Origin of the sequence: Gottfriedia acidiceleris (genome assembly GCF_004138285.1) — a bacterium.
GTDB lineage: Bacteria > Bacillota > Bacilli > Bacillales > Bacillaceae_G > Gottfriedia > Gottfriedia acidiceleris_A.
Window position 1 is genome coordinate 50881 of sequence record NZ_SCFN01000007.1, and the last position, 16762, is coordinate 67642.

General features: G+C 31.1%; 15 protein-coding genes and 1 pseudogene. 5 read left to right on the forward strand and 11 right to left on the reverse strand.

The genetic code is table 11. The features are described 5' to 3' along the window. Positions 1-63 precede the first annotated feature (63 nt). Positions 64-822, forward strand: a complete 759-nt coding sequence (prpE, locus tag EP747_RS12200) for a bis(5'-nucleosyl)-tetraphosphatase PrpE (protein WP_129690318.1) — start codon at positions 64-66, stop codon at positions 820-822. A 222-nt stretch (positions 823-1044) separates the two neighbouring features. On the opposite strand, the pseudogene EP747_RS12205 reads toward prpE, so the two are convergent. The 4 genes and pseudogenes from EP747_RS12205 to EP747_RS12220 all read right to left on the reverse strand — a co-directional run bounded on the left by EP747_RS12205 (position 1045) and on the right by EP747_RS12220 (position 3776). Beyond that, positions 1045-1933 (reverse strand): annotated as a pseudogene (locus tag EP747_RS12205) (RluA family pseudouridine synthase). Between the two features lie 14 nt (positions 1934-1947). Continuing rightward, the gene (locus EP747_RS12210; RefSeq protein ID WP_097973651.1) at positions 1948-2739 is read right to left on the reverse strand and encodes an NAD kinase; all 792 of its coding nucleotides are present in this window, start codon (positions 2737-2739) and stop codon (positions 1948-1950) included. A 15-nt stretch (positions 2740-2754) separates the two neighbouring features. Next, positions 2755-3378, reverse strand: a complete 624-nt coding sequence (locus tag EP747_RS12215; RefSeq protein WP_069032993.1) for a GTP pyrophosphokinase — start codon at positions 3376-3378, stop codon at positions 2755-2757. A gap of 17 nt (positions 3379-3395) precedes the next feature. Then, positions 3396-3776 (reverse strand): hypothetical protein, encoded by a 381-nt coding sequence (locus EP747_RS12220; protein WP_129690320.1) that lies wholly within the window; start codon positions 3774-3776, stop codon positions 3396-3398. A 136-nt stretch (positions 3777-3912) separates the two neighbouring features. On the opposite strand from EP747_RS12220, the gene EP747_RS12225 reads away from it, so the two are divergent. Both EP747_RS12225 and EP747_RS12230 read left to right on the forward strand, forming a co-directional pair. Beyond that, entirely contained in the window at positions 3913-4503 is a 591-nt protein-coding gene (locus EP747_RS12225) for a CYTH domain-containing protein (RefSeq protein WP_129690322.1), read from the forward strand. Positions 4504-5193: 690 nt separating this feature from the next. Next, entirely contained in the window at positions 5194-6066 is an 873-nt protein-coding gene (locus EP747_RS12230) for a DsbA family protein (protein WP_129690324.1), read from the forward strand. Between the two features lie 272 nt (positions 6067-6338). Here EP747_RS12230 and pepF read toward each other — a convergent pair whose 3' ends face one another. The 4 genes from pepF to mecA all read right to left on the reverse strand — a co-directional run bounded on the left by pepF (position 6339) and on the right by mecA (position 11851). Next, positions 6339-8159: an oligoendopeptidase F gene (gene pepF / locus EP747_RS12235; RefSeq protein WP_129690326.1), complete on the reverse strand. Its 1821-nt coding sequence runs from the start codon at positions 8157-8159 to the stop codon at positions 6339-6341. A 53-nt stretch (positions 8160-8212) separates the two neighbouring features. Beyond that, positions 8213-9418, reverse strand: a complete 1206-nt coding sequence (locus tag EP747_RS12240; RefSeq protein ID WP_235832878.1) for a competence protein CoiA — start codon at positions 9416-9418, stop codon at positions 8213-8215. 163 nt (positions 9419-9581) lie between these two features. Continuing rightward, positions 9582-11129 (reverse strand): cardiolipin synthase, encoded by a 1548-nt coding sequence (cls, locus tag EP747_RS12245; protein WP_129690330.1) that lies wholly within the window; start codon positions 11127-11129, stop codon positions 9582-9584. 50 nt (positions 11130-11179) lie between these two features. Further along, entirely contained in the window at positions 11180-11851 is a 672-nt protein-coding gene (gene mecA / locus EP747_RS12250) for an adaptor protein MecA (protein WP_129690332.1), read from the reverse strand. A gap of 319 nt (positions 11852-12170) precedes the next feature. Between mecA and EP747_RS12255 the strand changes: the two genes are divergently transcribed. Beyond that, entirely contained in the window at positions 12171-12842 is a 672-nt protein-coding gene (locus tag EP747_RS12255) for a TerC family protein (protein ID WP_056474234.1), read from the forward strand. A 135-nt stretch (positions 12843-12977) separates the two neighbouring features. Here EP747_RS12255 and spxA read toward each other — a convergent pair whose 3' ends face one another. After that, on the reverse strand, positions 12978-13376 hold the full coding sequence (spxA, locus tag EP747_RS12260; RefSeq protein ID WP_056473638.1) for a transcriptional regulator SpxA: 399 nt from the start codon (positions 13374-13376) through the stop codon (positions 12978-12980). Between the two features lie 527 nt (positions 13377-13903). On the opposite strand from spxA, the gene EP747_RS12265 reads away from it, so the two are divergent. Further along, positions 13904-14107: a hypothetical protein gene (locus tag EP747_RS12265; protein WP_069032985.1), complete on the forward strand. Its 204-nt coding sequence runs from the start codon at positions 13904-13906 to the stop codon at positions 14105-14107. A 662-nt stretch (positions 14108-14769) separates the two neighbouring features. Here EP747_RS12265 and EP747_RS12270 read toward each other — a convergent pair. Both EP747_RS12270 and EP747_RS12275 read right to left on the reverse strand, forming a co-directional pair. Continuing rightward, positions 14770-15705: an ABC transporter ATP-binding protein gene (locus EP747_RS12270; RefSeq protein ID WP_129690334.1), complete on the reverse strand. Its 936-nt coding sequence runs from the start codon at positions 15703-15705 to the stop codon at positions 14770-14772. Then, the gene (locus EP747_RS12275; protein WP_129690336.1) at positions 15695-16744 is read right to left on the reverse strand and encodes an ABC transporter ATP-binding protein; all 1050 of its coding nucleotides are present in this window, start codon (positions 16742-16744) and stop codon (positions 15695-15697) included. The genes EP747_RS12270 and EP747_RS12275 overlap by 11 nt, the downstream gene beginning before the upstream one ends. Between the last annotated feature and the right edge of the window lie 18 nt (positions 16745-16762).

The following is a 16762-nucleotide window of genomic DNA, read 5'->3' on the forward strand; positions in this document are numbered from 1 at the left end:
TGCTTTTTTGGGGCATACTACGATTATTACTTGTTGAAATAACAGACTAAAAGGATTGATAGGATGAAATACGATATTATAGGTGATATTCATGGTTGTTATAATGAATTTGTTGAATTAACTAAAAAACTTGGTTATTCGTGGGAGAATAATATTCCTGTTCACCCTGAAAATCGAAAGTTAGTTTTTGTTGGTGACTTAACGGATCGGGGACCTAATTCTCTTGCAGTTATAAAAGTAGTATATGAACTTGTGATGAAACATAAGAAAGCACATTATTCACCAGGGAATCATTGTAATAAACTTTATCGTTATTTTCTTGGTCGTAATGTAAAAATTCAACATGGACTTGAAACAACAGTTGCTGAATTAGAATCAGTTAGTGGTAAAGAAAGAAGCCACTATCAAGCATCGTTTAAAAAACTTTATGAAGGTTCCCCACTTTATAATGTTTTAGACAATGGAAAATTAGTTGTTAGTCATGCTGGTATACGTGAGGACATGATTGGTAAGCATTCAAATAATGTTAAAACATTCGTTTTATATGGAGATATTAATGGAGAAGTGCTTCCAAATGGCATGCCTGTAAGAAAAGATTGGACTAAAGAGTATAAAGGTAAAGCATTAATTGTTTATGGTCATACTCCAATTAAGGAACCAAGAGAATTAAATAATACAATTAATATTGATACTGGCGCTGTCTTTGGTGGTAAACTAACAGCATTTTCATATCCAGAACGTAAATATACTCAAGTACAATCTTCCATGCCATACATTGAAGAAAAATTTAGTTTTTACGAAGAAAAAGAGAGCAGAGTTTAGGAAAGTCATGATGAACTTGTAATTTTAGCTTAAATAGATACAAAAAAAAGTAGGTTTCTGATCGGAACCTACTTTTTTGCTGATAATGTAAGCGCTCACTTATCAGCTTAATATATTAGTCTCTTCCATCCCCATGGAGAAACACTACATACTAAAAATAATCTATTATTCATATATTGTCAATAAATTATACAAAATTTAGACAAATTTATTACTTGACATTTACGATTCCAATAACATTTTTAAATCCGCAGGTAAAGCGATTTCAAAGTTTTTTTCCGTATGATCAATTGGATGAATAAATGACAATTGATAACTATGCAACGCCTGTCTTTTTAAAAGATCAGTATTACCTCCATATAAGTCATCCCCGATTAATGGATGACCAATCGAAGACATATGAACCCGGATTTGATGTGTTCGTCCTGTTTCTAATACTAATTCAACAACTGAGTGGTCTCTACTTACTAAAAGGACTTTATAATGTGTGATTGCTTCTTGTCCCACTTCAGAAACCATTCTCTCGATAATACTATCACTTTTCCTAGCAATCTTTGCACGTATTACCCCTTCAGTGTCATTCATTTGTCCATGGACAATCGCTAAATATTTTCTTTGTACATTTTTTAATTCATTTTTCGAAAACAAATAATGAATATAACGATTTTTGGCAACTAACATTAATCCCGAAGTATCTTTGTCTAATCGAGTTACAATATGAATGGTCGATTGGAGACCAATTGATTGATAATAAAATAATATACCATTTGCAAGAGTACCATTAGGATGTTCTCTAGAAGGTATACTTGGTATTCCAAAAGGTTTATTTATGACTAATACAGCATCATCTTCATAAACAATTTCAAAAGGAACATCTTCAGCTATAAGATCCTCACTTGGTTTCTCGATTGGAAAATAGATTTGTACTAGATCTAATTCTTTTAAAATTGTACGAACAGTTTTTTTCTTCATTGTTTACTGTAATTTTTCCACCTTGAAATTTTATATCTGTGAGAGCACGTTTAGAGAGCTCCTTTAATTTAAGAAACTCTCTAAGTAAAATTCCATTATGCTCTTTTTTTACTTCCCATGATAAACTAAATTGCTTCATATTCTTCACCATTTTTATTTAACAAAAGAATCAACGACACGCTTCCAAAAAGGAAAAGGTCTAAAACGTGCAAAACGTACTTTTTCATGAGCTACTCGACATTGAATCGATTTAACATCTTGATGCACTATTGTTTTATGATCTAATGTAATTTGAAAATTTGCGTTTCTTACAGGTTTAAGTAAGCAAGTATGATGTTTAGGTAAAACAAGTGGTGAACCAATTGTACGAAAAACTCGATTATTAATTGAAGCCATCTCAGCAATTTGAATCGCTTCAATTGATGGATGAATAATTGCTCCACCAAGTGCTTTATTATACGCTGTACTACCTGAAGGTGTAGAAATACAAAGACCGTCACCTCTAAATGTCTCAAAATGCTGACCTTTTATTTCAACATCAATCACTAATGTACCTTCAAGACCTTTTATCGTACATTCATTTAAAGCTAATGTTTGCATTTCTTTTCTTCCATCCTTATAACGGATGATTACTTCCAATAAAGGATATTCAACTACTTGAAATGGAGTCTTCGCAATTGCAATAACAAGCTTTTCTACCTCACTTGGTACCCAATCAGCGTAAAACCCTAAATGCCCAGTATGAACCCCTACGAAAGATACTTTATCGAGAAGATGAGTGTAATTATGAAAAGCATGAAGTAAGGTCCCATCACCACCTACAGATATAGCGATTTCAGGCTCTTCTTCATCAAATTTAAAATTAAAACTCTCTAAATAATCTCTCATTCGTTTCGTCAGTTCATTGGACTCTTGATCGCCCTTAGACATAATTACGAATTTCATTTTCTCGCCCTTTCCTTATTGGTCGTTTTTTTTCGAAAACTCTGCTTGCGCCTCTTGAATCTCTCCTCTAATAAGAGACATTTCTTCATCTAATAGAAACGCTGCTTCAGCCGCTCTTTGTAATCGTTCATGAATATTTTCAGGATATTTCCCTTTATACTTATAATTTAAAGAATGCTCTATTGTTGCCCAAAAATTCATCGCAAGAGTTCTTATTTGAATTTCAACTAAAACTTTTCGTTCACCTTCAATTGTTTGAACTGGATATTCAACAACTACATGATAAGAACGATATCCGCTATTCTTTTTATTTGTAATATAATCTCGCTCTTCTACAATTGTAAAATCTTTACGTTTGCGGAGAAGCTCCACTACATTTTTAATATCTTCTACAAATTGGCACATCATTCTAAGACCGGCAATATCCTGTAATTCAGTTTCTAAATTCGCTAGTGGAATTCCTTTTCTTATTGTCTTATTAACAATGCTGTGAATAGGCTTAACTCTCCCAGTTACAAACTCAATAGGGGAATGCTGATTAGTTTCTTCAAACTGTTTTCTAATCCCTTTTAACTTTACTTTCAATTCGCTAACTGCTTGTTCATAAGGTGCTAAAAAACTTTCCCATTGACCATTCATAAAAAATCACCACCAACTTACTTCTCTTCTAAAAATGCGCTTTGAACTTGCTTAACAAATTCTTCTCCATAGTTAAAATTACCTTCAACATTTTGGATTAAATAAGTTAACTCTTCATTCCAATTATTTAGTGAAAGACTCTTTTCACCGACCTTTAAAAATACGTTTAACTTTTGATCATTTGCTTTTTTCAAGTCCGACCAATACTCATAAGGAACTGTGACATATACAAATTCTTCATTTTCTTCTAATATATACAATAGTGAACTCTGGTCTGAGTCTGCAATCATTGTTCCTACTTCATGACACTGTTCTAAATCCATTTTTGTATCGTCGATTAATAGAAATAAACCATCTTCATTTATATTTATTCCATTTATTTCAAGCATTTTTCTCATCACTAAAACCTCAACCTTTTTAATGTATGTATTTTATTTAAATTTGACCATTTCTATTGTAACATATCAAATAGAAAATAGACGACGACTAGCACATTCAACAACAAAAAATAATACTAAAAATAAGGAGTTAATTATGGCTAAAGAAATTGAAATTGAATTTAAAAACTTATTAACAAAAGAGGAATTTGAAAAGCTTAAATCATATTTCCAAGTTAACGAGTCAAGTTTCCAATCACAAACTAATTATTATTTTGAGACACCTGATTTTACAATTAAAGAACATGGTGGAGCGTTAAGAATCCGAAAAAAGTCACTAACTTCATTTACTTTAACTTTAAAAATAAAACAAGCAGTCGGACATTTAGAAATTAATCAAAAAATTAGTGATACTGAAGCATCTACTATGCTAAAGACATACATTCTTCCAGATGGAGAAGTAAAAGAATATATCAACGAAGTAAAATTAAACTTAAATGACCTAGTATTAATAGGTGACTTAACAACAAACAGAGTAGAATTTCCTTATGAAAATGGACTCTTAGTTTTAGACCACAGTACATATTTAAATCACGAGGATTATGAGTTAGAATTCGAAGTTTCGGATGAAAAAATTGGTAAACAACAGTTTATCAATCTGTTAGAGAAGCAACAAATTCCTATGCGTAAAACATTAAATAAAATTAGACGCTTTTTTAATGTTAAACAAGGAAATCAGGCTAACTGACATCTAAGCTCCATTTTTAGTTTAAAAGGGATGATTTAATTTACGAATACTTTGCAAACATTAAGTTGTGAACTTGCTGATTATACGCCAAGTTTGTTGAAATAGCACAGCGCAAATAGTTACTTTTGAACGCCGGAAAAACCTAGAGGGGATATTTCGGCGTTTTTTAGTATGTAGCCGATTTTATCATCCTTTTTATAGAGTACTACCAGATTTTGCTCAACCTTTTAACCGATTAACTAAAAATAAAGCTAGTTTGCCATTTGAAACTATCTACTTATGTACAATTTTACGTCTTATTTGCGATTCTCTAATTTTATTTGCAGTTCTAACAATTTTATTTGCGATTATGGAATTTTATTTGCAGTTCATACTTACTTGCAAATATAAACTCCTTATTTGCGGTTCTCTCATCCATTTTTGTAAACCAGACTCTATTCTCGGTTTTTTATATTCATTTCACAAATCTATTTTGCGATTCGATCGGACTTTTGAGACACCCTCTTTTTATCACCTTACTCAAATGAATTAAGGAAATATTAATAGATTAATGAAAAATAGTGCATCATATTTGAAATATTAACTATCCGTTGCTACAATACCATTAGAGAACAAACGTGTTATATCTTACAAATTAATTTTCAAGTCTGTTATAGTACGGACTTATGAATTGCATTAAGGGTGAAATATATGAATGACAAACAATATAAAAATGAATCAATCACGCTTCCCGAGCAGAATTGTACAAAAAAATCGATTGAATTGTATGTATTCATAGATCCACTTTGTAGAAATTGTTGGGATTTTAGTACAATTTTAAAAAAGTTTCACTTAGAATATGGCCAATATTTTTCATCTACTTATATTCCAGTTAATCGATATTACACAACTAAAAAACTATTAGAAAAACGACCTTCTCAGCTTGCATTCGTATGGGAGAAGACAGCTAGCAGATCGGATATCCTTTGCGACGACCATTTATGGATTGATAATAAAGAACTTTACCCATACTACTCTGCAATTGCATTAAAAGCAGCTGAGCTTCAAGGTAGAGTAGCTGGCGTTAACTATTTAAAGAAGTTACAAGAATATTATTTCTTGATGGAATTAGACATTACAGATCAAGATGTTCTTATCGAATGTGCTAAAGATATAAATATTGATGTAAAAGAGTTTATGGAAGATTTACACAGTACCCACTCTATTAAAGCTTTGCAATGTGATATTAAAGTTACTAAAGAAATGCATGTAACTGAAATTCCAAGCGTTGTATTTTTTAATGAAAATATTGAAGAAGAAGGTTTGAAAGTTTCTGGTTTTGAAAGCTATCAGACTTATGTAAAAATATTAGAACTAATGACTAATTCGAAGTTAGAAAAACGAGAACTACCTGATTTAGCTGAATTTATTAAATTTCAACCATTTGTTACTATTAAAGAATTATGTATGATTTACGAACAATCTACTCAAAGTATGGAGTTAGAATTAAAAAAATTAATCCTGCGTAGAAAAGTTAAGAAAATTGTCCAAAAAGATCAAATTTATTATCAGTATGTAGTTTAAGAAACAAAAAAAGACCTAGCTTTCGCTAGGTCTTTTTTTTGATGTAATATTTTACATCAAGGGGATGGGAGAAATTTTCACGTTCAACAAAGGGGTATTTGTGTTTGTGAAGTAATTCACACCCTTATAATACAATTTATTTTAGAGTTTGGCAACCATTTGAGAAATATTTCACATTTTAGACACAAAATAGTAGGTATAAAGATATAGAAAAAGTCAGATAAAAAAACAAACACATATAGTATGATGCTACATGTGTTTGTTTAAATAAGTTATTCGTTAAATAAAAGTTCTTCCATTTCGTTTAACATTTCTTCAAATACTTTCAATGCTTCTACGATTGGTTGTGAAGAGGTCATATCAACGCCAGCTTTTTTCAATACTTCAATTGGATAATCAGAGCTTCCTGCTTTTAAGAAGCCTAAGTATCTTTCAACTGCTGGTTCGCCTTCTTCTAGAATTTGTTTTGATAGTGCTGTTGCTGCACTGAATCCTGTTGCATATTGGTAAACATAGTAATTGTAATAGAAATGCGGAATTCTACTCCATTCTAAACCAATTAACTCGTCGATTACAATCTCGTCACCAAAATATTTTTGGTTAAGCTCGTAATATGTTTTCGTTAATAAATCTGGCGTTAATGCCTCACCATTTTGAGCTAATACGTGAATCTGATGTTCAAACTCCGCAAACATCGTTTGACGGAATACAGTTCCTCTAAAAGTCTCTAAATAGTGATTTAGTAAATAAAGTCTTTGTTTAGGATCTTCCGTATTTTTTAGTAAATAATCATTTAAAATTGCTTCATTACAAGTAGAAGCAACTTCAGCTACGAAGATTGAGTAATCACCGTATACATAAGGTTGATTTTTACGAGTATGGTAACTATGCACTGAATGACCAAATTCATGTGCTAATGTAAATAAATTATTTACATTGTCCTGCCAGTTCATTAGGATATATGGGTTAGTACCATACGCACCAGAAGAGTATGCCCCGCTACGCTTTCCTTTGTTTTCTACAACATCTACCCAACGGCTTTCATATGCCTCTTCTAGAATTTCAACATATTCATCACCTAATGGTTTTAAAGCTTTTAATAAAATTTCTTTTGCTTCTTCATACTTAACTTCCATTTTTACTTCTTCTACTAATGGAGTAAATAAGTCATACATATGAATTTCATCAAGTTTTAACGCTTTTTTACGAATAGCAATATAACGATGTAATAAATTTAAATTATCATTTACAGTAGAAACTAATTGATCATAAACAATTTCAGGAATTTCGTTATTACTTAATGCTGCATGACGAGCATTATCATATTTTCTAACTTTTGCTTTGAAATTATCTTTCTTTACAGCACCACTTAAAGTACTTGCAAAAGTGTTTTTATACGCATCATACGTATTATAAACCGCTTCAAAAGCTTCTTTGCGAACGCGACGATCTGCACTTTCTAAATAGTGAATATAACGGCCATGTGTGATTTCTACTTCTTCACCATTCTCGTCTTCAATCGTCGGAAATTTTAAATCTGCATTATTTAACATTCCAAACGTATTACTAGAAGAAGATAACACTTCAGAAGCTTGTGCCATAATTTCCTCTTCAGCTGCTGAAAGAACATGTGGTTTTTGCTTTAAAATCTCTTCTAAAGAGTGCTCGAACAATTTCAGTTCATCATTTTCTTCCATAAATTTTTTCAATGTATCTTCTGAAATTGTTAATAATTCAGGCACGAAGTATGACATTGCACTTCCGGCCTTAGTGTATAGATTTTTCGCACGATCATCTAAAGCTTGATATGTAGAATTTGTTGTATCTTGATCGTAACGCATATGAGAATATGTATACAATTTACCTAATAAAAACGAAATTTCATCCTGTTTTTTTAATGCATTTAAAAGTGTTTGAGATGACTCACCTAATTTACCTTTAAACTCTGAAAACGATGGGATTAATTCAAGTACTTTTTTATACTCTGCTTCCCATTTTGCATCTGTTACATAAATATCTTCCAACTTCCAAGTTAATTCTTCTTGGACTTCACTTCTAGTTGGTAATTTTTTAACAGCTTTTTGTTCTAGCATGTCTGATCCCCCTAAAATTATTATTAGTATTAATAACATTCCAGTGCCTGATATTAATAATCATTTGAATCAGTTCTTGCATTAAACAACAAATCAAATGCTGTATTAGCGCTCAGACAGTCTTCATCCAATGCTTGTTGGAATGATGATGGAATAATAGCTTTAGCTATCTTCATTATTTTACCATTTTTAATACGTTTTACGATTCTAATTTTTACTAAAAAGTCAATATACTTTTCTACACATTTCTCCAAATTATCTATTCCATTATCTTGAAATTGATTAACTCTCCACTTACCATTCTGTACTTCCATTTTTACAGACTGATTTATTTTATCTATAAAGATAAGTTGTCCAATTTCTGCTTCATGAAAAAATTTAAAATATATTTGCCCCTGCCAAAAGATACAATGTTCCTTAATTATGCAGTTACTTTCTAAAGGAACTCCAATTAATGCCGGAAAATAATTAATATTTGCATTGTATAAATACTGTTTAAAAACTTTTAAATTACCTTTAGTATGCAAATGTTGATATAGTCTAAAATCCTTTTTTAAACGGTTCCATTTTAATACAAATACCTTTTTATCAATTTTATTTGGAGATAAAAATTCCTTAAAACTGAAATTATTTATTGGAAATACGTTCTTTTGACCAATATATTGGACAGGAGAAAATGCTATTAATGAGGAAAGTACTGTAAATGATTGTAATGTAGGATTATAGAAGAGAAGTGAAAAAACGTTAATTCTAACAAGTGAATAAATAGAAAGTGAATTAATGTTGAAGGATGACCATCTTTTTTGATTTAATAGTTTGTCATTTAGGATCCACAATACTTTCATACCACTATGTTTAAAAGAGTTAGTCCTCTTTATCATTATTTCTAAAGGAATAACCGAACATTGATATTCAACACACATTTGAAATTTATTTAATCTAATAAATAAATCAGGTCTTTGATTTAATTCAGGTATATATTTTTCAACTTCAACATTTATATTAAACTTTTTAAAAAACTGATACAAAGCAAACTTCCCTTTATAATGGTCAATACTCTCTTTTTTCTCAATTTCACATTCAGTCAAATCTATATGCGCAAAATGAGTTACCCTCTTTACTCCAATTTTGAGCCTCACTTGCTTTTTACAAATCGGGCAAAAGTATGGTCCGTTTTGCTTTAATCTTAATAATTCCTCTGTTGTTTTAACTTCAAATAAATTAATAGTATGCCTTTTTGTATTTAATGCGACGATCATCTTCACACTACCTCCTTTCCAAATTACTTCACTATCCATTTCGTATTTTCCTTCCAAAAAATTAAAAACGATTTTTCAAACAAAAAACCTACCAAATTAAATTTTCGATTTGGTAGGTGACTATATGAAATATTATAAAATTTTCTATCAAAAAGGTAATTCATTACAAAAGTGGTGCCATTAATCTTGATAATGATTCAAATATCCTTTTGTATATAGGTCTCTTTTTAAAATCATTAAAAATAATTGCTTCAGAATCACGGATATCATTATTAAAATCATTAACTAAGTGATTAATACTTTCTTCTAAATATAAAAATGCAGTGACTTCGAAGTTTAAACGGAAACTTCTCATATCCATATTCGCCGTTCCAACAGATGCAATTTCATCATCTACAATCAATATTTTACTGTGTAAGAATCCTTGTCTATATTCATAGATTTCGACTCCAGCTTCTAATAACTCTGGAAAATATGAACGTGAGGCATAAAATACAATTTTCTTATCGGGCCGATCGGGCATTAGAATTTTTACTTTTACCCCACCATTTGCTGCAACTTTAAGGGCAGTTAAAATATCTTCATCAGGAACAAAATATGGTGAAGCAATGTATATACTTTTCCTTGCACTTGTAATCATCGCAAAAAATAACTCTTTTATCACTTCATGCTTTCGGTCTGGTCCACCAGAAACAAGTTGAATTGCTCCTTTGGAAGAGTAATTACTAGCATTAATGTCAAAGTACTCTTTTTCATCAATTAACTCATTCGTCATATAATACCAGTCTTGCAAGAATATGAATTGTAGTGTTCGTACACCTTCTCCATTAAGGTATAGATGAGTATCTCGCCACTTTCCAAAATAATGGTCTTTACCAAGATACTCGTCTCCAATATTTAATCCGCCAACGAATCCTACATTCGAATCTATGACGATAATTTTCCGATGGTTTCGGTAATTTATCGTATCGTTTAAAACTGGAATTTTAACAGGAGAAAATGGTAGTATTTCTACACCAGCTTTTCGTAAGTCTTTTACAAAATTTCTTGATAATTTCCAACTACCTACAGCGTCATAGAGAAATCGAACCTTTACACCATTCTGTGCTTTTTCAATTAGAATATCTTTTAGTTGATTACCAATCTCGTCATTTCTTACTATATAGAATTCGATATGAATATGGTGCTTTGCTTTTTTTAGTTCCTCAATTATTTTTGGAAAGGTTTCACTTCCATTTGTAAGAACTTTTGTAAAAGTATTCATCGTGACTGGTGTATTACTCTGTTTAGCTGCAATATTTATTAGATACTCTAATCTTTGATTTTGTGCTATAAATTCTTTCACTTCTACATCTTCTGATCCACTAATTAAACCATTTGCATTTTGATCATTAATTGCCTTTTTTCGATAGACCATTTTCTTTTTGTAATTTTGTCCAAAAATTAAATAAAAAACAAAACCAAATAACGGGAAAATAGCTAATAGAATGATCCATGTTAAAGTTCTAGCAGGATTTCTATTTTCAAGGAAAATAATAATCGATACACCTATAGCTGTTATCGAGAACATTATACTTATTAATCTAAAAATAGTAGATTTCTCAAAAAATGCAAAATTCATTAACCAAATGAATTTAATAGTTGGAGAAGCAAAATATAAAATGCATACTACAATTGATAAAAATATTAAAATCTTTAATCGAAATTGCATCAATATTCTCCTTTATAAAGAAAAGAAACCGATCCCTAAGGCATCGGCTATTACAATAATGGAAAAATTGATTTAAAATGAGGTAAAGCTGTTTTTTCATAAATCAATTTTCCATATTCTTCTAAAACATGTATAGTTACTTTTGAACGATGACCATATTCAAGTAACATTGATGATAAGTAATCGACTTGAACTTCATCAAGCAACTCTTCTTCAAATTTAACATAAAGATAGTAATAATCTTGGAAGGAATAAAGTGTACTTTCAAATGATTCTTGATTAACAGAATGCGATAAAGAAATAATGTCTTCAAGATTTTTAAAGGAAAGAATAAGTTCAGTTTCCTCTTCATCCATCGATTCAAAAATATCGTCATCATCATCTTCTTCTGAATCTTCGTCATCATCTACAGAGATAAATGGAATTTCTAAATTCTTTTCTCCTTCACCTAAGTTCACTTCTACTTTTTTGCCGTCTTTAGAAATCACAGCTTTTGTTACAACAACTTCTAAACCCTTGTCTAGTGCCTGTACCTGAATCCATAGGGGGCCACCAGCAATGAATTCCTCAGTCAAATGCGCTTCATCAATTAATTCCCAGAAAAGCTCTTCACTTCTTTCTCGATCTAACCATACTTCATCTTTAGAGAAACCTCTCTCCTCGATGTCTAAGTAGGATATGGAGAACTTAAACGTATTTTCATTAATTCTTTCTATTTCCATTTGTTTTCCCCCTCCTTTAATGAACAACAAGTAATTGCGTTAGACGAAATAGAATAAATAAAGTAAAAGAAATTTATGTTAAATATAAAATTCTGAAATAGTAAATTAGAAAAATACTCTTAAAAATTTAGCTTTAATAAGTAAATTTTTATCTATCTTACCATGAAAATTTATTAAATGCGAATAGTAACTACAATTATATTTTATGATACAATTTAAAATTTTGGAAATAAAATTCACCTATTTTTTAAAAATCATCATATACCTATTAATATTAGGACAATCATTTAAAGCTTTTAATAAGAGAGGTGAATTCATGATAGATCTTCATTATATATGGTCCTTTTTAATGATTGTTATTATAGACATTGTTTTAGGTGGAGATAATGCTATTGTCATTGCATTAGCATGTAGAAAATTACCATATAAGCAACGTAACATAGCGATAATTTTCGGTAGTATTACCGCAATTGTTTTACGAATTATCCTAACAATATGTGCAATTTTCGTCCTTAAAGTCCCATTTCTACATTTAATTGGCGGAATATTACTTTTGTACATAGCTTGCAAATTAATTATTCAAGAGGATGACAACCCCTCTATAAAGGAGAACTACACAGTTTTCCATGCAATTCGTACAATTGTGTTTGCTGATTTAGTTATGGGAATTGATAACGTATTAGCAATAGCTGGGGCATCGAACGGAAAGCCATCCTTAGTCATTTTAGGTCTTTCCATCTCAATTCCAATTATTATTTGGGGAAGTAAAATCGTTTTATGGTTTTTAGAAAGATATCCAATATTGAGTTTTGTAGGGGCTTCTGTTCTTTCAATAACAGCTAGCAAAATGTTAATAGACGAGCCATTTATCAGTCAATATATAAACGGGCGGAACGATATGGAATTAATTGTCGGTTCATCTTGTATAATCTTCACCATTGTTATAGGTTATTATTTTAATAATATTCGGTACCGTAAGCGAACATCCTAATTGTTAAAAAAAAGCTGTAAAAAGTATGCATTTAACTTTTTACAGCTTTTTATATAATATGAATAAGTATTTGTTCAATATGATTGAGAATCTTAATCAAGAATTGTAATTTTTTTCACAATTCAAAACGTAGATTTACTCATTAACTAAACGTTGCGCTTCACGTAATTGATATGTGCGAACTGAACGCGGTAAAAATCTTCTAATTTCATCTTCGTTATAACCAACTTGTAAACGTTTTTCATCAATAATAATCGGTCTTCTTAGTAAACCAGGATATTTCTGAATGATTTCATATAAGTCTTGTAAAGGAAGACTTTCTAAGTCTACATTTAATTCTTGGAAAATTTTTGATCTTGTTGATATAATTTCATCAGTACCACTTTCAGTCATACGTAAAATTTGTTTAATCTCATTAATTGATAATGGTTCTGAAAAAATATTTCTTTCTTTATAAGGAATATTATTATCTTCTAGCCACATTTTTGCTTTTCGACAAGACGTACAACTTGGTGAATTATACAAAATTACCATTTTGCTCTCCCCCTAACTACTCTTTTTAAAAAAAAGTAATATAGTTATGTGTATTAATTTATAAGAATTGGTTAATTATAATTAGTTTAATCTACCACTATATGTTCACATTATACAGTATTGTGGAAAATAAATATATACAAATTTGTAAAAAAATTTAAAAAAACCTATACAAAAGGTGTACAATTTTCAGTAAATTTAAAAGTAAAATATAGACTAGTTTCTTTGATCTATTTTACTTAAAGAAAGCTGATTTTCACACCACAAACCTCACTATCCGTTTAGTGAAACATGCTTGCTTGTGTCATCCACTCTTGTATGATCTAACCTTCCCACGGTATCCCCCAAAGTAGTCAAGTACCCCATTTTTTTACACAACTTAGTCCTTCAAGTTACAATACTAAAAGACAGATTGATTTATAAAAAGTTCAAAAATAATTTTTAGGAAAAAGCTTAATTATTCTTTCTATTTCACCAAATTTTTAATACAATAATAGTAACGCTTACATTCCTAGGAGGCTAATCTTATGGCAGCTTACATAACTGATCTATTGATTGTTGCAGTGTTAGTAATTGGAATTACTGCACTTAATGGTGTGTTTACAAACGCGATCGGCGAAAAAATATTTGGAAGAAGTAAAAAAAGTCAATTTGTTGATATGTCTGACAGAATGTCTGCAAACTTCAAACAAGTTGGTGGCCAAGGCAAGTTCCGTAAAAAAACTTATTAAGAACAGTATTATAAGAAATTTACAATTAAAAAAAGGGCAAAGGCCCTTTCTTTTTTTTGCCTTGATAAGGTTTAGTGTATAACCAATGTAGAATTGATTAAGGTCACTAGTTCGTCCTTTGGTACAGTACTTTGAAATATTAGAATCAGGGGCTTTGAATTAAAAATTCGGTTATCATTGTACGCTCTGGATTAATTTTCTTCTAAAGCTTATCCTACATTATTATACCTAGCCTTATCTACACTTATAATTATAAAACCTCCACCTTAATTTTCCCTTAACTTGTATGAATCCTTAATGGGTAAGACAATTTCGGATTCTTGTTTTTTTATTTACCGTGAAACCTATATGAGTAACCTTTTTTCTTTTTCTTACGTTTTTAATTACTCAAGAGTAACCTAATTCCATCTTTTTGCTTTTCTAGTTACACATTACCCCCTCACGAGTAACCTTTTTTCTTCTTTTTGCTCTTCTACATACTCATGAATCCCTTATGTTTAGCCTAATTTAATCTTCTTACATTTTTCCTTACCCTTGAGACCTTTATGTGTTTATAAATACGTTCATGACCTATCAACTCTTAATACCTTCCACCTATTCTCCCCTTCCACTCCTCAATCCAATAAAAAAATCCTAGTGATAAACTCACTAGGATTGATTTATTATTTATACATTTGTTGATAATTTTTAAATTCTGCTTCAGAGCAAAGTACGAAATGTCCAGGACGAACTTCACGTAATTGTGGTTGTTCATTTGAATAATCGTGTTGTTTTGGATCATAAACAATACGTTTACGATTGCGCTCATAATCAGGATCTGGAAGCGGAATTGCTGATAATAAAGATTTTGTGTAAGGATGCATTGGGTATTCATATAATTCATTACTATCTGCAAGCTCAACAATTTTACCGTGGTACATTACACCGATACGGTCACTAATGTATTTAACCATTGATAAATCATGGGCGATAAAAAGATATGTTAAACCTTTTTCCTTTTGAAGCTTCCTCATTAAGTTTACAACCTGAGCTTGAATTGACACGTCAAGAGCTGAGATTGGCTCATCGGCGATAATAAAGTCTGGTTGTACAGCAAGTGCTCTTGCAATACCAATACGTTGACGTTGTCCACCTGAGAATTCATGTGGGAAACGGTTAGCGTGCTCTTTATTTAAACCTACTGTTTCAAGTAAGTCATAAACCATTTTCATGCGCTCTTCTCTGTTACGAGCTAAACCATGAATATCAATACCTTCTGCAATGATATCTGCAACTTTCATACGCGGGTTTAATGAAGCGTATGGATCTTGGAAAATCATTTGCATACGACGGTTAAACTTCTTTAACTCTTTACGATTTTTCTTACCATGTACATCTTCACCATCGAAAATTACTTGTCCATCAGTCGCTTCATATAAACGAATGATTGCACGTCCAGTTGTAGATTTACCAGAACCTGATTCACCTACTAAACCGAAAGTTTCTCCACGGAAAATGTCAAATGTAACATCATCGATTGCTTTAACAGTTGTTTTACCTGTATTAAAGTATTGTTTTAAATTTTTAACTTCAACTAATTTTTCTGCTTTATTTGACATTTACTTCACCTTCCTTCATTCGTTGAATACGCTTCTTAACGGCTTCAGGTGGTTCAACTTTTGGAGCTTCCTCATGTAATAGCCATGTTGCAGCGTAGTGTGTTTCAGACACTTTAAACATAGGAGGTTCCATTTCATAGTCAATTTTTAAAGCATTTGGATTACGTGGTGCAAACGCATCACCTTTTGGAGGATTTAATAGATCTGGTGGTGTACCAGGAATTGCTACTAATTCTGCTCCTTGTTCATTATCTAAATCTGGCATTGAAGCTAAAAGTCCCCAAGTGTAAGGATGTTTTGGATTGTAGAAAATATCGTCTACAGTTCCCATTTCAACTACTCTACCTGCATACATTACTGCAACTTTATCTGCAACATTCGCAACTACACCTAAATCATGTGTAATAAAGATAATTGCTGAATCTGTTTTTCTTTGAATTTCTTTCATTAACTCAAGGATTTGAGCTTGAATTGTAACGTCAAGAGCTGTTGTTGGCTCATCGGCGATTAATAATTTAGGATTACATGCTAACGCCATTGCAATAACAACACGTTGTCTCATACCGCCAGAGAATTGGTGTGGATATTGTTTAAAACGATCTTCAGCATTTGGAATACCTACAAGATTGATTAATTCTAAAGCAATTTTCTTTGCCTCAGTTTTACTCATTTTTTGGTGCTTTATTAGACCTTCTGTTATTTGATATCCAATCGTTAATACTGGATTTAAAGAAGTCATAGGATCTTGGAAAATCATTGAGATTTCTTTTCCACGAATATTTTGCATTTCTTTATCGCTTAATTTTGCTAAATCTTTACCATCAAATAAGATTTCGCCACTCTTAATTTTACCTGGAGGGTTTGGAATTAGCCCCATTAATGCTTTAGATGTAACTGATTTACCTGAACCAGATTCACCTACAATTGCTAATGTCTCACCTTTTTTAAGATCAAATGAAACTCCGCGTACCGCTTGAACTTCACCAGCATGAGTATAAAAGGAGACACACAGATCTTTTACTTCTAATAATTTACTCATAGTTCATTCTCCCTTCAA

Bases quoted from the DNA above. Each gene is read 5' to 3' on its own strand.
- pepF (WP_129690326.1), bottom strand. From the start codon at position 8,159: ATGCTAGAACAAAAAGCTGTTAAAAAATTACCAACTAGAAGTGAAGTC.
- EP747_RS12220 (WP_129690320.1), bottom strand. From the start codon at position 3,776: ATGAGAAAAATGCTTGAAATAAATGGAATAAATATAAATGAAGATGGT.
- EP747_RS12265 (WP_069032985.1), top strand. From the start codon at position 13,904: ATGGCAGCTTACATAACTGATCTATTGATTGTTGCAGTGTTAGTAATT.
- EP747_RS12275 (WP_129690336.1), bottom strand. From the start codon at position 16,744: ATGAGTAAATTATTAGAAGTAAAAGATCTGTGTGTCTCCTTTTATACT.
- EP747_RS12240 (WP_235832878.1), bottom strand. From the start codon at position 9,418: ATGATCGTCGCATTAAATACAAAAAGGCATACTATTAATTTATTTGAA.
- spxA (WP_056473638.1), bottom strand. From the start codon at position 13,376: ATGGTAATTTTGTATAATTCACCAAGTTGTACGTCTTGTCGAAAAGCA.
- EP747_RS12225 (WP_129690322.1), top strand. From the start codon at position 3,913: ATGGCTAAAGAAATTGAAATTGAATTTAAAAACTTATTAACAAAAGAG.
- cls (WP_129690330.1), bottom strand. From the start codon at position 11,129: ATGCAATTTCGATTAAAGATTTTAATATTTTTATCAATTGTAGTATGC.
- EP747_RS12215 (WP_069032993.1), bottom strand. From the start codon at position 3,378: ATGAATGGTCAATGGGAAAGTTTTTTAGCACCTTATGAACAAGCAGTT.
- EP747_RS12210 (WP_097973651.1), bottom strand. From the start codon at position 2,739: ATGAAATTCGTAATTATGTCTAAGGGCGATCAAGAGTCCAATGAACTG.
- EP747_RS12230 (WP_129690324.1), top strand. From the start codon at position 5,194: ATGAATGACAAACAATATAAAAATGAATCAATCACGCTTCCCGAGCAG.
- EP747_RS12270 (WP_129690334.1), bottom strand. From the start codon at position 15,705: ATGTCAAATAAAGCAGAAAAATTAGTTGAAGTTAAAAATTTAAAACAA.
- mecA (WP_129690332.1), bottom strand. From the start codon at position 11,851: ATGGAAATAGAAAGAATTAATGAAAATACGTTTAAGTTCTCCATATCC.
- prpE (WP_129690318.1), top strand. From the start codon at position 64: ATGAAATACGATATTATAGGTGATATTCATGGTTGTTATAATGAATTT.